This is a genomic window from Kribbella italica, assembly GCF_014205135.1.
GTDB lineage: Bacteria > Actinomycetota > Actinomycetes > Propionibacteriales > Kribbellaceae > Kribbella > Kribbella italica.
This window is the reverse complement of record NZ_JACHMY010000001.1, coordinates 6,094,023-6,107,347: the sequence shown is the minus strand read 5'-3', so window position 1 is coordinate 6,107,347 and position 13,325 is coordinate 6,094,023. Positions and strand designations below refer to the sequence as shown.

Here is a 13,325-nt window from a genome sequence, read left to right as displayed (position 1 = left end):
GTAACATCCACTCTGTCGACCACCTCAGCTTGGAGCGCACCCCATGACATCGACCGACTGGCTCGCCACCCACCGCGACCGCCTCGACGGCGCGCTGGCGGCGATCCGCAGCCGCGGCTACTTCTCCGCCTTCCCCGAGTCGCCGAGCCCGCGGGTGTACGGCGAAACCGCGGCCGCTGACGGCAAGGCCGCCTTCGAGCAGCATCTCGGCCAGGAGTACGTGCTGGCCACCCCTGGCGCGAACGGGTCGGTCGTCACCGAGCAGTCGCCGTTCGGCATCGAGCTGAACGTGGAGTACCCGCGCACCACCGAGAGCGGCCTGGACGAGCTGCTCGCCGCCGCCCAGGCCGGGCTGACCGACTGGCGCAAGGCCGGGATCGACGGCCGCACCGGCGTCACGCTGGAGATCCTCGACCGGCTGCACCAGCGCGTCTTCGAGCTCGCGAACGCCGTACACCACACCAGCGGCCAGGCGTTCGTGATGGCGTTCCAGGCCGGCGGCGCGCACGCGCTGGACCGCGCGCTCGAGGCGGTCGCCTACGCGTACGAGGAGATGAGCCGCTACCCGGCCGAGGCGCTGTGGGAGAAGCCGGCCAAGGGCGACCCGATCCGGATGACCAAGAACTTCACCGTCACCGGCCGCGGCGTCGCGCTGGTGATCGGCTGCAACACGTTCCCGACCTGGAACTCCTGGCCGGGCCTGTTCGCCTCGCTGGTCACCGGCAACGCCGTCGTGGTCAAGCCGCACCCGCTCGCCGTGCTGCCGCTGGCGATCACGGTCGACGTCTGCCGCGAGGTCCTCGCCGAGGCCGGTCTCGACCCGAATCTGGTCACCCTGGTCGCCGAGCGTCCGGACGACGGCCTGGCCAAGCCGCTCGCGCAGCGCCCCGAGGTCAAGCTGATCGACTTCACCGGCGGCAGCGAGTTCGGCGAGTGGCTCGAGCAGAACGCGACCCAGGCGACGGTGTTCACCGAGAAGGCCGGCGTCAACGCGGTCATCGTCGACTCGACCGACTCGTTCAAGGCGCTGTGCAACAACCTGGCCTTCACGCTCTCGCTGTACTCCGGCCAGATGTGCACCACCACGCAGAACCTGTTCGTCCCGGCCGGCGGTATCGCGACCGACGACGGGCACAAGTCGTTCGAGGAGGTCGGCGCCGGGATCGCCACCTCGATCGGCAAGCTGCTCGGCGACGACGCCCGCGCGGTCGAGATCCTCGGCGGGATCGTCAACCAGGCCGTCGTCAACCGGCTCGAGCTGGCCGCGGAGTACGGCGACGTCGTGCTGCCGTCGCGCGCGATCACGCACCCGGCGTACGACGACGCCGTGGTCCGGACGCCGCTGCTGGTCGCGATCGACGCCAAGGACGAGGGCGTCTACGCCAAGGAGTGCTTCGGCCCGGTCTCGTTCCTGGTCCGGACCGCGGACACCAAGGAGTCGATCGAGCTGTTCGGCCGCACGGTCGCCGAGGGCGGCGCGATGACCGCCGGGATCTACTCGACCGACGAGGGCGTACTGGAGCTGGCCCGTGACACCGCGCTGGACGTCGGCGTCGCGCTGTCGGAGAACCTGACCGGCCAGGTCTTCGTGAACCAGTCGGCCGCGTTCAGCGACTTCCACGGCACCGGCGCCAACCCGGCCGCCAACGCGACGTACACCGACGGTGCCTACGTTGCGAGTCGCTTCCGCGTCATTCAATCCAGGCGTCACGCCTAATCTTGGAGGCGTGCCCAAAACTGTGGATGACCGGAACCTGACCGAAGTCCTCGCGTACTACGACCGCTGGCTGGCCTTCAACCAGCGCTACCAGCGGGTCCCTGGGATCCAAGCCGCCGTGTACGCCGGGGACCGGGTCGCGCTGTCCACGGCGTACGGGCTGGCCGACGTCGAGGGCGGCGTCGCGCTGACGCCCGAGCACCTGTTCCGGATCGCGTCGCACTCGAAGACGTTCACCGCGACGGCCGTGCTGCAGCTGGTCGAGCAGGGCCGGTTGCGGCTGGACGACAAGGCGTCGGCGCACGTCACCGAAATCGTCGGGACACCGCTGGGGGAGCGCACGCTGCGCGACCTGCTCAGCCACGCCGGCGGTGTCACCCGGGACAGTCTGGAGGCGGATCACTGGCAGCTCGCGACGCCGTTCCCGGACCGTGAGCACCTGCTCGGCGTACTGAAGGCGGACACGTCGGCGGTGATCGAGGACAACGACCGGTTCAAGTACTCCAACATCGGCTACGGCCTGCTCGGCCTGGTGATCGAGGCGGTCACCGGGACGTCGTACAACGAGCACGTGCAGACCGCGATCGTGGCCAAGCTTGGCCTCGCCGACCTCGGTCCAGAGCTCGATCCGAGCCGCGGCGCGCAGTACGCCGCGGGCTACAGCGCCTACGCGTACGCCGACCAGCGGGTGCCGATCGAGCACGTCGACACCCGGGCGCTCGCCTCCGCGACCGGCTTCTACGGCAGCGCGCAGGACCTGGTGACCTACTGGTCGGCCCACCTGATGGGCGACGAGCGGCTGCTGAGCGACGCCTCGAAGCGGCAGATGCAGCACGGGCTGTGGAAGACCACCGAGGAGGACGGGCCGCGGTACGGGCTCGGCCTGATGATCAACCAGGTCGCCAAGCGCGACGTCTTCGGGCACGGCGGCGGCTATCCCGGGCACATCACCCGCTCGATGGTCGACGCCGAGCGCCGGATCGCGGTGTCGGTGCTGACCAACTGCATCGACGGGCCGGCGGCCGAGCTGGCCGAAGCCCTGCACAAGCTGATCGACCTGGCCGAGTCGAAGGAACGCGGCGAGGGCGACCTGGCGCGGTTCACCGGGCGCTTCGCGAACCTGTGGGGCGTGACCGACATCGCGCTGCTCGGCGGGCGGCTCTACCTGATCGACCCGACCGGGGCGGACCCGACGGCCGAGCCGACGACGCTGGAGCTCGCCGACGACACCACGCTCCGGGTGACCAGCGGATCCGGGTACGGCGGGTACGGCGAGCCGATGCGCTTCGTCTTCGGCGCCGACGGTCAGGTCGAGTCGGTGCGCGGGGCCAGCGGTCTGGTCAGCCGCCCGATCGAGCAGTACTCGCTGCCCGATCGAGTCGTCGCCGTACGGTAGCTCCATGACCATCCACGGGGACCACCCGTTCCTGCCCGCGGAAGGCGACCGGAGTCCGGTCCGCCGCTTCCGCGGGCGGCTCGCCTCACCGGTCGGATTGTGGACCTCGGAGTACGCCGGGAAGCGCGCCGGGCTGACGGTCTCCTCGATGATCGTCGGCGACGGCGATCCCGGCGTCGTGGTCGGACTGCTCGACCCCGACTCCGACCTGTGGGAAACGTTGCGTCAGGCAAAGACCGCCGTGGTCAGCCTGCTCGGCGGACCGCACCAGCAGCTCGCCGACGCCTTCGGGTACGTCGCTCCCGCGCCCGGCGGGCCGTTCCGCATGCTCGAGTGGACCGACACCTCCTGGGGCCCGGCCCCGGTCGGCGTCAGCACCTGGGCCGGCTGCCGGCTAGTGAGTGAGGACCCACCCGAGGCTGGCTGGTCCCTGCAGGTGCAGCTCGCGATCGAACACGTCGAACTGCTCGCCGACGACGTCCCGCCGCTGGTCCACCGTCGCGGCCGGTACACCGTCATCTGAATCTTCAACCATCAGGCTTATGCTGCGAGCATGCGAGCCACCACGATCCACGCCCCGTTCGACGTCCGGCTCAGCGAGGTCCCGGACCCGGTGATCGTCGACCCGACGGACGCGGTGATCAAGATCGTTGCCGGGTGCATCTGCGGGTCCGACCTGTGGTCGTACCGGGGTGAGAACAAGATCAAGCCGGGCAGCCGGATCGGGCACGAGTACGTCGGCATCGTCGAGGAGGTCGGCGCCGACGTCCGGACCGTGAAGCCGGGCGACTTCGTCGTCACCCCGTTCGTGGCCAGCGACGGCACCTGCCCGAACTGCCTGGCCGGGTACCAGTCCGTTTGCCAGCACATCGTCGGGATCGGCAGCGACCGGGCCGATGGTGGCCAGGGCGAGTACGCCAAGGTCCCGTACGCCGACGGCACGCTCGTCGCGACGCCCGAGGTCCCGGACGACAAGCTGATCCCGTCGCTGCTGACGCTGTCCGACGTGATGGGCACCGGCTGGCACGCGGCCCGGTCGGCGCGGGTGAAAGCCGGCGACACCGTCGTGGTGGTCGGCGACGGCGCGGTCGGGCTGTGCGGCGTACTGGCGGCGGTCCGGATGGGGGCCGAGAAAGTTGTTGCCCTGTCGCGGCATGAGTCGCGGCAGAAACTCGCGAAGTCCTTCGGCGCCACGCACATCATCGCCGAGCGCGGCGACGACGCGAAGACCGCCGTCCTGGAGCTGACCGACGGAGTCGGCGCGGACGCCGTGCTGGAGTGTGTCGGGACCGACCAGTCGTTCCGGACCGCGTTCGACATCGCGCGGGCCGGGGCGACGGTCGGGTTCGTCGGCGTACCGCACGGCGTGGAAGTCCCGATCCGCCGGATGTTCAGCAAGAACGTCGGGCTGGCCGGTGGGGTCGCGCCGGTGCGCGCGTACCTGCCGGAGCTGATGACCGCCGTCCTGGCGGGCGAGATCGAACCGGGACGCGTGTTCGACCAGCAGTTGCCGCTGGCCGAGGTGGCCGAGGGCTACCTTGCGATGCACGATCGGCGCGCGATCAAGACCCTCCTGTGGCCCTGATCGACAAATCCACACAAAAGGTGTCACATGTGCACAACGTGCTGGGGCGGAACGTTGACACCCCCGGACGCTGGTGCCCAGAGTTGGCCCGTCAAGGGGCCCTCCACGAACTGATCGGAGACAGAAAATGCGTGGTGGTTGGAGCAAGACCGTGGCGGTGCTGGGTGCCGCGGGTCTTCTCGCGGTCAGTGCCTGCGGGAACAGCGACGACGGTGGCAGCGGGGACTCGTCGGCGAGCAAGGACGTCACCGTCTTCACCTGGTGGGCCGACGGCGGCGAGAAGGCCGGGCTCGACGGCCTGGTCTCGACGTTCGGGACCGAGTGCAAGGACTTCAAGTTCGTGAACTCGGCCGTCGCCGGTGGTGCCGGCTCGAACGCCAAGCAGGTGCTGGCGAACGACCTGGCCGCGGGCAAGCCGCCGGCGACCTTCCAGGCGCACGCCGGAGCCGAGCTGGGCGACTACATCAAGAACGGTCAGGTCGACGACGTCAGCGACCTCTACAAGGAGTTCGGCCTGGACAAGGCCTTCCCGCAGAGCCTGATCGACAACCTGACCGTCGACGGCAAGATCTACTCGGTGCCGGCCAACGTGCACCGCGCCAACGTCGTCTGGACCAGCCCGGCGGTGCTGAAGAAGGCGAACCTCGACGCCACCAAGGCCCCGGCCTCGGTCGACGCCTGGATCGCCGACATGGAGAAGCTGAAGGCGGCCGGGGTCAAGGCCCCGCTGGCCACCTCCAAGGGCTTCGCCGAGGAGATGGTGATGGAGGTCGTGCTGCTCGCCGAGCTCGGCCCGGACAAGTTCACCGGCCTGTGGAACGGTCAGACCGACATGGCCGGCGCCGACGTCACCGCCGCGCTGGAGAAGTTCAAGAAGATCCTGTCGTTCAGCAACGCCGACCGCGAGGCGATCGACTGGCCGGACGCGCTGCAGTACGTGAACAAGGGCCAGGCGGCGTACACGGTGATGGGTGACTGGGTCGCCGCGCAGCAGCTGGCCGACAAGGTACCGGACTCGGCGTACACCTACTGGCCGGCTCCCGGCACGGCGGGCAACTTCCAGTACCTGGCCGACTCCTTCACGCTGCCGACCAACGGGCAGACCCCGGAAGGCGCCAAGTGCTGGCTGAAGGTCGTCGGTTCGGCCGAGGGCCAGAAGGCGTTCAACACCAAGAAGGGCTCGATCCCGGCGCGTTCCGACGCCGTCGTGACCGACTACCCGAAGTACCAGCAGGCCGCGATGGCCGACTGGAAGGCCAACAAGATCGTCCCGTCCTGCGCCCACGGTGCCGCGTGCACGCTCGGCCAGAACGACTCGATCCTGTCGGCGATGGGCCAGTTCAGCAGCGGTATGGACGTCGGCGTACTGCAGAAGGCACTCGTCGCGGCCGCCAAGCCGAACTGACCTAACCCTCTCCACCGGCCGACCAACGATTCGGAGTCCTGAGTCTCATGCACGGAAGGATCCGTACCTGGGGACCAGGGGCACTGGTACTGCTGCCCACGGTCCTGCTGCTCGGGTACTTCGTCTACGGGCTGATCGCCTGGACGTTCAACACGTCGCTGACGGACAAGCACAACGCCCGGCCGGTGCCGACGAACCACGTCGGTTTCGAGAACTACGTCAACCTGTTCGGTGAGGAACGGTTCCTCAACTCGCTGAAGAACCTCGGCGTGCTCACGGTGGCGTTCATCGTGGGCACGCTGATCTTCGGCCTGCTCTGGGCCCTGCTGCTGGAGAAGGGCGTCCCGGGCGAAGGCATCTTCCGCTCGGTCTTCCTGTTCCCGATGGCGGTGTCGATGATCGCGTCCGGCGTCGTCTGGGGCTGGTTGCTGAACCCGTCCCAGGGCGACGACGCGCGCGGCCTGAACCGGCTGTTCTCGATCCTGCACCTGAACTTCCTCGAGAACCCCTGGTGGACGGCGGGATCGCGCTGGACCACGATGGCCTCGATCGCGCTGCCGGCGGTCTGGCAGCTGTCCGGCTACATCATGGCGCTGTTCCTGGCCGGCTTCCGCGGGATCCCGCCGGAGCTGCGCGAGGCGGCCCGGGTGGACGGCGCGTCGGAGTTCAAGCTCTACCGGTACGTGCTGTTCCCGCAGCTGTCGCCGATCGCGCTGTCCGCGCTGATCATCCTCGGCCACATGTCGCTGAAGCTGTTCGACCTGATCTACGCGATCACCGGACCGAATCAGTTCCGGACCGAAGTGCCGTCGGTCTACATGTGGAACACCCTGCTCCGCAGCGACATGGCCAAGGCGGCCGCGATCGCGATCGTGCTGCTCGCCGTCGTCGCCGTCCTCGTCATTCCGTACGTCGCGTACACCGTCCGGCAGGAGAGCGAAGAATGAGTGTCGTCGAGGCCAGTCAGGCGACCGGCAAGGCCGCGGCGGCCGTCAGCAACAAGCCGCGGCGCAACGCGGTCAGCGACGGCTCGACCCGCACCAGCCGGACCGTGCGCTACATCCTGCTGCTGCTCTTCCTGCTGTTCGTGCTGACGCCGGTGTACGTCGTACTGATCACCAGCTTCAAGACCTCCCAGGACACCACCGCCGCGGCGCAGTGGTCGCTGCCGGAGACCTGGACGCTCGAGCCCTGGCGCAAGGCCTGGGACGTGCTGCAGCCGTACATGGTCCGCTCGCTCACGCTCGCCGTACCGGCCGCGATCATCGCGTCGCTGATCGGCTCCGCGAACGGGTTCGTGCTGGCCCGGTGGCGCTTCCCCGGGGCGAACCTGGTGTTCGCGTTCATCCTGTTCGGCATGTTCATCCCGTACCAGGCCGTGATGCTGCCGCTGCGGCAGACCTACCAGGAGCTGGACGTCACCCGCGGGATCCCGACGCTGCTGATCACCCACGTCATCTACGGCATCCCGATCTGCACGCTGATCTTCCGCAACTACTACGCGACCGTGGTCCCGATGGAGATCATCGAGTCGGCCCGGGTGGACGGCGCGGGGCTGATCCAGACCTACGCGCGGATCATCCTGCCGATCTCGATCTCCGGGTTCGTGGTCACGCTGATCTGGCAGTTCACCTCGGTCTGGAACGACTTCCTGTTCGCGCTGTTCCTGACCCAGCAGAACAACGGGCCGGTCACCCTCGGGCTGGCGGCGCTGTCCGGCGGGCAGAAGGTCGACTACGCCGCCTCGATGGCGGGCGCGCTGATCACGTCGTTCCCGACGCTGCTGGTCTACATCGTGCTCGGCCGGTGGTTCATCGGTGGGCTGATGGCCGGTGCGCTGAAGGGCTGATCCGGTTTCGGAGGCCCGTGGTTCCCGCGTGGAGCCACGGGCCGTAGTACTTAAGTGACGGCGTGTCGTAAAGGTTGTCCACAGGACTCGCGCACTGCCCTGCGGGCGGGTGCGCTTCGGCGGTAATCTCGCCAAGGTGACCAAGTCACGAGACCGGGACGGACGCGGCAGCCACCTGCGGCTGGTCGGCTCCACTCCCGGACCGAATCCCCCGCCCCCGGCGGGTGTCGACGACGCCGACACCACGCCGAGCGTCGCTGTGCTGGACACCCTGCAGGAAACCTTGCTGCTCGACCTGGCCGCGGCGCCGCCCGCCCTGCACCCGGTGATCGCCGAAGCCTCGGTGGCCCGGTCCGCCGCCCTGCTCGCCGACCAGCTCTGGCCGGCCGGGCGTCCCGACGAGATCGGCGAGGTCGAACGCTTCTTCTGGGCCGACGCCGCCCGCGTCCTCGGCGAACGCCGGGACGTGGATTCCTTTGTCCTGTTGACGAGTCTGGCCCGCACGGTCGGCCCGGCCGGCCGGCTCCCGCTGCAACGCGCGCACCTGTCCCGCGGCCGCACGCAGTACGACGTGCCCGACTGGGTCGCGCGGATCGCGGGCTTCCGGCTGACCAGCGCGATCGTCTCCGAGGACGTCACCGGCGACGGGCTGAGCGTCGTACTGGACTACGACGACGACCGCCACCCGCACACGCTGGTGGTCTTCGTCGACAACAACCTCGGCGCGATCGCCAAGGACGTCTTCGTCGGCCCACCGGTCGACCGGGTCGTCGAGGCCTACCAGCGCGGCGGGCGGGTCACCGTGCGCACGGTCCGCCCGGCGACCGCCGCGGGGATCATCCTGCAGGCGCTCGGTCACACCCACGACCACGACGAGCCGCCGGTCACCGAGGACTTCGAGTTCTTCTCCGGTCTGCTGGTCAACCGTCTCACCCAACTGCCCGAACGCCCGGTCCGGCCGCCGATCCGCCCCTCGCAGTCGCCGCGTCAGCGCGAGCAGCTGGTCGAGGAGTTCCTCGAGTCGTCGTACGCCGTGGGCCTGCCGGGCGACGCCGGCGACATCGCCCGCCTGTGGATCGACCACGCCGTCGACCGCACGGTGGGGGGCCCGCTGCGCGTCAGCGCCATCCTGGTCGAGCTCTTCCTGGCCAACTGGCTGCCCCGCAAGGTCCTTGCCGACAGCACCTACTTCGGCCACGTCCCGCTCGTCGTCAAGGCCTGGCTGGCCTTCGCCGGCGACCGCACCCAACTCGACCTGGACGCCGTCGAGGAGGCCGTCGACGCCGTCGACGTCTGGACCCCGGCCCTGGAAGCCGCCGCCCTGGACGAACCCATCGGCTCGGTCTCCGGCGAACGAGTCTTCCTCGACGAGACCAGCACCGACCTCGACGAGGCCTACCGCACCCTCTCCGGCCTCGGCTCCCCACCCCGCCCCGACCTGGACGGCCTCGACAAGTCCCAGGCCGCGACCCTCTCGGTCCTCGCCCCCCACGCCTGGCTCCTGGCCGGCGAGACCCTGGGCATCGCCTACGCCACCGACGCCTTCGAAATCGCCGAACGCCTGGTCCGCGAAGCCCCCGACCTCCTCACCAAGGCCCGCCTCTCGACGTGGCCCAGGGCAATCGTCTGGCACCTCGCCCACCACCACCGCCTGGTAGGCCCCGGCGAACCCCTCACCCCCCACGCCCTCGCCGCGGACCTGGCCTCGTCAGCCCCTACCCTCCGCAAAACCACCAAGCTCCTGACCGACACCCTCGTCCTCCCGAGGTAGATGGAGGTCCGGTGAGCGGCCCTGCTGGAGGTGCTGCGGGGGCTGATATGGAACGCTGCGGGTATGGAAGCAGTCGGCACGTTGGCGATCGGTGTTGAGCTTCAGCTTGTCCCGGTGGGGGAGGGCGGACGGGAGTCGGCGCTGAAAGGCGGCTGCGCACCCACGGACCGCTTCACCTACCGCCCGAACTGGGGAATACCCACCTGGGGCGCCGGCGAGCAGACAGCGGGCCCGGTCCTGGGGTTCTCGACGACAGACATCCAGCCGGGAGAGACCGCTCGCGCGGTCCTGGTCCCGACCATCCCCGACCACCTGCCCGCCTGGCGCGGAGTCAGCCCGGGCGAGATCCTCCGCATGTACGAAGGCCCCCGAGTCTGCGGATTCGGCACGGTCGTCTGGGTCGAGCCCGCCAGCTGGCCGATGCCGCCGTACGAGCAGGAGCAGTTCACCGCCTGGCTTAAGGGCGAAGGCAACCCAGGCCTACGCCGACTCAGGTGAGCAGCCACACGGCGCGCGCGTCTCGGGTGGTGGGAGGCTCTCGGCGGCGCGATTGAGCCGGGGCGGATGATGGACGCATGCATGTGCGCGCGCCGGAGCTCAAGGGTCGGGGATGGTTGAACACCGGGGGGTCGGAGCTTCGGCTTGCGGACTTTCGGGGGCGGTTCTTGCTGCTGGATTTCTGGACGTTCTGCTGCGTGAACTGCCTGCACGTGCTGGACGAGTTGCGGCCGGTGGAGGAGAAGTACGGCGACGCGCTGGTGATCGTGGGGGTGCACTCGCCGAAGTTCGCCCATGAGGGGGAAGAGGCGGCCGTCAAGGCGGCTGTTGAGCGGTACGAGGTAGGGCACCCGGTGCTGGACGACCCGGAGCTGGTGACCTGGCAGAACTACACGGCCCGGGCCTGGCCGACGCTCGTGCTCGTCGACCCCAACGGGTACATCGTCGCGCAGTACTCCGGCGAGGGGCACGCACACGCGCTCGACGCATTGCTCGAGGAGCTGATCGCCGAGCACGAGCAGAAGGGGACGCTGACGCGCGGGAAGTCGCCGTACGTGGCGCCGGTGGCGGAGCCGACCGAGTTGCGGTTCCCGGCGAAGGTGATTGCGAAGGGCAACGGGTTCTTGGTGGCGGACGCCGGGAACCACAGCGTCGTCGAGCTGGCGGAGGACGCACAGACCGTCGTACGGCGGTTCGGCAGCAAGACCAGGGGCTTCCAGGACGGCGGGCCCGGCACCGCGACATTCTCCGAGCCGAACGGGCTGACCCTCCTCCCGGACGAGGTCGCCGACAAGGTCGGGTACGACGTGGTCGTGGCCGACACCGTCAACCACGCGCTGCGCGGGATCACCACGAGCACCGGCGAGACCCGGACGCTCGTCGGGACCGGCAAGCAGTGGATGGACGGCGACGGGACCGGCGTCCTCAGCTCGCCGTGGGACGTGGCGTGGTGGGACGGCAAGGTCTGGATCGCGATGGCCGGCGTGCATCAGCTGTGGACCTTCGACCCGCTGACCGGCGTGACCGAGGTCGCCGCGGGGACGACCAACGAGGGGCTGCGGGACGGCGCGCTGAAGGAGGCGTGGTTCGCGCAGACCAGCGGGCTCGCGGCCGACGGGGACCGGTTGTGGCTCGCGGACTCGGAGATCTCCGCGCTGCGGTGGGTCGACGACGAGGTGCACACCGCGGTCGGGACCGGGCTGTTCGACTTCGGGCTGCGCGACGGGAAGGCCGAGGAGGCGTTGCTGCAGCACCCGCTCGGGGTGACCGCGCTGCCGGACGGTTCGGTCGCGGTCCTCGACACCTACAACGGCGCCGTACGCCGGTACGACGGACGCCAGAACCTCGTCGAGACGATGGCGACCGGTCTGGCCGAACCCAGCGGTGCGGTTGTCGTGGGCAACGAACTGCTCGTGGTGGAGTCGGCGGCGCACCGCCTGACGCGGGTACCGCTGGGTGCGTCCGCGCAGGTGGACGAGTTCAGCACGCGGACCCAGCGGCCGCCGATGGAGATCGCCGGGGGCGAGGTGACGCTGGAGGTGGTGTTCACGCCGCCGCCGGGGCAGAAGCTGGACGACCGGTACGGGCCGTCGACGCGGTTGCTGGTGTCGTCGACGCCGGAGAGCCTGCTGCGCGAAGGGGCCGGTGACACGACCGACCTCACGCGGCGGTTGGTGATCGACGAGCGGGTGGGCGACGGGGTGCTGCACGTCGCCGTACAGGCTGCTTCTTGTGACGACTCGTCAGCTGTCGAGTTCCCTGCTTGCCACATGCACCGGCAGGACTGGGGCGTGCCGGTCGTCGTCAGTGCTGACGGACCGGCCCGCCTCCAGTTGGTCCTCTCCGGCGGCAACTGAACGCGACCCGCCGGTCTGCGAGAGTCCTACTCCTTGACGTCGCGGTGTTCTTCGACGACTCGGTACTCCTCCTCGACCGCGGGGTCGAGGGACTCGTTCGGGACGCGCCGGCGCCGGTTGGTGATGTAGAAACTCAGCACGATGCCGAGTGCTCCGGCGAGCAGGAAGATGTAACCGACGACGGTCAGGTCGACCGCGTCCCAGGAGTCGCGGACGGCGAACGCGAGGATCGCGCCCACCACCATCAGGAAGATCCCCACACCGATGCTCATCCGAGCCTCCTCGTGAAGTCGTTCGACACCTTTGAAGCTACTCCGGCCCGAGGGCGGAATCCATCAGCAAAGGGTGTCGATCACGCCACTTGCGAAGGCCAGGTACCCGGCGGCAAACCTCAGGACCCGTGGGCGGTGAGCTCGACGTCCCCGGAGACCGTCTTCGCGCGGATGGTGTGGTCGGCCTGCATCGCGTCGCCCAGGCCGTTCTCGACCTCGCCGGAGCGGGTGTCGGTCTCGACCCGGTACGCACCGCTCGGCGCGTTCACCTCGATGTCGCCGCTCGTCACGTCCGCGGTCACGTCGTTGGCCTCGACCAGGTCCAGCGTCAGGTCGCCCGACGTCGTCCGGACGTTCACCGCGCCACCCTTCAGCCCCCGCGCCTCGATGTCGCCCGACGTGGACTGTACGTCGAACCGCCCGCTCAGCCGGTCGACCTTGACGTCCCCCGACGTCAGGTCCAGCTTCACGTCGCCCGCGACGTCCGAGAGCTCGATCTCGCCCGAGCGCGACTTCAGGTCGACCGCACCGATCCCGCTGAGCTGGAGGTCGCCGCTGCCGTTGTCGCCGGTGATCTTCGTCCCGCGCGGCACGGTCACGACGTAGTCGGCCCGGCACTGCCAGCCGCAGTCGCCGTCGAGCTTGAGCGTGTCCCCGTCGACCGAGAACCCGTCGTCGCGCTTCAGCAGCCAGTAGTTGCGCTTCACCTGCACGGTCGTCTCGGAGCCGTCGCCGACCTTCACCTCGATGTCGGAGTTCGGCGAGTCCAGCTGCACGGTGGAGATCCGCTCGCCCACCTGCGCGGAGTCGTCGGCCTGCCGGTCACCCCACGTCCAGAAGGCCAGGCCGATCCCGGTCACCAGCAGCAAAGCACCGACCTGCTTGACGTCAGCCATCGTCCGTCCAATCCTCGTCCCGCCCCGAACCGTCGTGTCGACAGTAGGTCCGTACGACGGCCCGCTGGATCAGGCGCCAA

General features: G+C 69.4%; 12 protein-coding genes. 10 read left to right on the top strand and 2 right to left on the bottom strand.

Going from position 1 to position 13,325, the window contains the following annotated elements; genetic code table 11:
- Positions 1–43: 43 nt before the first annotated feature.
- The 10 genes from paaN (at position 44) to HDA39_RS28355 (ending at position 12,077) form a co-directional block, all read left to right on the top strand.
- The gene (gene paaN, locus HDA39_RS28400) at positions 44–1,717 is read left to right on the top strand and encodes a phenylacetic acid degradation protein PaaN (RefSeq protein WP_184800277.1); all 1,674 of its coding nucleotides are present in this window, start codon (positions 44–46) and stop codon (positions 1,715–1,717) included.
- 10 nt (positions 1,718–1,727) lie between these two features.
- Positions 1,728–3,113, top strand: coding sequence for a serine hydrolase (locus HDA39_RS28395; RefSeq protein ID WP_184800275.1), 1,386 nt, complete (start codon positions 1,728–1,730; stop codon positions 3,111–3,113).
- 4 nt (positions 3,114–3,117) lie between these two features.
- The gene (locus HDA39_RS28390; RefSeq protein WP_184800273.1) at positions 3,118–3,636 is read left to right on the top strand and encodes a flavin reductase family protein; all 519 of its coding nucleotides are present in this window, start codon (positions 3,118–3,120) and stop codon (positions 3,634–3,636) included.
- A 30-nt stretch (positions 3,637–3,666) separates the two neighbouring features.
- Complete coding sequence (locus HDA39_RS28385) at positions 3,667–4,698, top strand: zinc-dependent alcohol dehydrogenase family protein (RefSeq protein WP_184800271.1); 1,032 nt, start codon at positions 3,667–3,669, stop codon at positions 4,696–4,698.
- A gap of 127 nt (positions 4,699–4,825) precedes the next feature.
- Positions 4,826–6,103: an ABC transporter substrate-binding protein gene (locus tag HDA39_RS28380; protein WP_184800269.1), complete on the top strand. Its 1,278-nt coding sequence runs from the start codon at positions 4,826–4,828 to the stop codon at positions 6,101–6,103.
- Between the two features lie 47 nt (positions 6,104–6,150).
- Positions 6,151–7,050, top strand: coding sequence for a carbohydrate ABC transporter permease (locus tag HDA39_RS28375; protein WP_184800267.1), 900 nt, complete (start codon positions 6,151–6,153; stop codon positions 7,048–7,050).
- A complete protein-coding gene (locus HDA39_RS28370; RefSeq protein WP_184800265.1) occupies positions 7,047–7,952 on the top strand; it encodes a carbohydrate ABC transporter permease in 906 nt (301 codons plus the stop codon). Before HDA39_RS28375 ends, HDA39_RS28370 begins: the two co-directional genes overlap by 4 nt.
- A 136-nt stretch (positions 7,953–8,088) precedes the next feature.
- Positions 8,089–9,723 (top strand): hypothetical protein, encoded by a 1,635-nt coding sequence (locus HDA39_RS28365; protein ID WP_337925929.1) that lies wholly within the window; start codon positions 8,089–8,091, stop codon positions 9,721–9,723.
- A gap of 63 nt (positions 9,724–9,786) precedes the next feature.
- On the top strand, positions 9,787–10,221 hold the full coding sequence (locus tag HDA39_RS28360; RefSeq protein WP_184800263.1) for a hypothetical protein: 435 nt from the start codon (positions 9,787–9,789) through the stop codon (positions 10,219–10,221).
- Positions 10,222–10,298: 77 nt separating this feature from the next.
- On the top strand, positions 10,299–12,077 hold the full coding sequence (locus HDA39_RS28355) for an NHL domain-containing thioredoxin family protein (RefSeq protein ID WP_184800261.1): 1,779 nt from the start codon (positions 10,299–10,301) through the stop codon (positions 12,075–12,077).
- A 26-nt stretch (positions 12,078–12,103) separates the two neighbouring features.
- Here the strand turns inward: HDA39_RS28355 and HDA39_RS28350 are convergent, their stop codons facing one another.
- Together HDA39_RS28350 and HDA39_RS28345 are read right to left on the bottom strand one after the other, a co-directional pair.
- Positions 12,104–12,349 carry a DUF6458 family protein gene (locus HDA39_RS28350; protein ID WP_184800259.1) on the bottom strand — a complete coding sequence of 82 codons (246 nt, stop codon included), beginning with the start codon at positions 12,347–12,349 and terminating at the stop codon, positions 12,104–12,106.
- Between the two features lie 119 nt (positions 12,350–12,468).
- On the bottom strand, positions 12,469–13,245 hold the full coding sequence (locus tag HDA39_RS28345; RefSeq protein WP_184800257.1) for a DUF4097 family beta strand repeat-containing protein: 777 nt from the start codon (positions 13,243–13,245) through the stop codon (positions 12,469–12,471).
- Between the last annotated feature and the right edge of the window lie 80 nt (positions 13,246–13,325).

What these genes read in the sequence shown, in the direction of transcription:
- HDA39_RS28390 (WP_184800273.1), top strand. Translation starts at nt 3,118, where the DNA reads ATGACCATCCACGGGGACCACCCGTTCCTGCCCGCGGAAGGCGACCGG.
- paaN (WP_184800277.1), top strand. Translation starts at nt 44, where the DNA reads ATGACATCGACCGACTGGCTCGCCACCCACCGCGACCGCCTCGACGGC.
- HDA39_RS28380 (WP_184800269.1), top strand. Translation starts at nt 4,826, where the DNA reads ATGCGTGGTGGTTGGAGCAAGACCGTGGCGGTGCTGGGTGCCGCGGGT.
- HDA39_RS28350 (WP_184800259.1), bottom strand. Translation starts at nt 12,349, where the DNA reads ATGAGCATCGGTGTGGGGATCTTCCTGATGGTGGTGGGCGCGATCCTC.
- HDA39_RS28375 (WP_184800267.1), top strand. Translation starts at nt 6,151, where the DNA reads ATGCACGGAAGGATCCGTACCTGGGGACCAGGGGCACTGGTACTGCTG.
- HDA39_RS28360 (WP_184800263.1), top strand. Translation starts at nt 9,787, where the DNA reads ATGGAAGCAGTCGGCACGTTGGCGATCGGTGTTGAGCTTCAGCTTGTC.
- HDA39_RS28355 (WP_184800261.1), top strand. Translation starts at nt 10,299, where the DNA reads ATGCATGTGCGCGCGCCGGAGCTCAAGGGTCGGGGATGGTTGAACACC.
- HDA39_RS28385 (WP_184800271.1), top strand. Translation starts at nt 3,667, where the DNA reads ATGCGAGCCACCACGATCCACGCCCCGTTCGACGTCCGGCTCAGCGAG.
- HDA39_RS28345 (WP_184800257.1), bottom strand. Translation starts at nt 13,245, where the DNA reads ATGGCTGACGTCAAGCAGGTCGGTGCTTTGCTGCTGGTGACCGGGATC.
- HDA39_RS28370 (WP_184800265.1), top strand. Translation starts at nt 7,047, where the DNA reads ATGAGTGTCGTCGAGGCCAGTCAGGCGACCGGCAAGGCCGCGGCGGCC.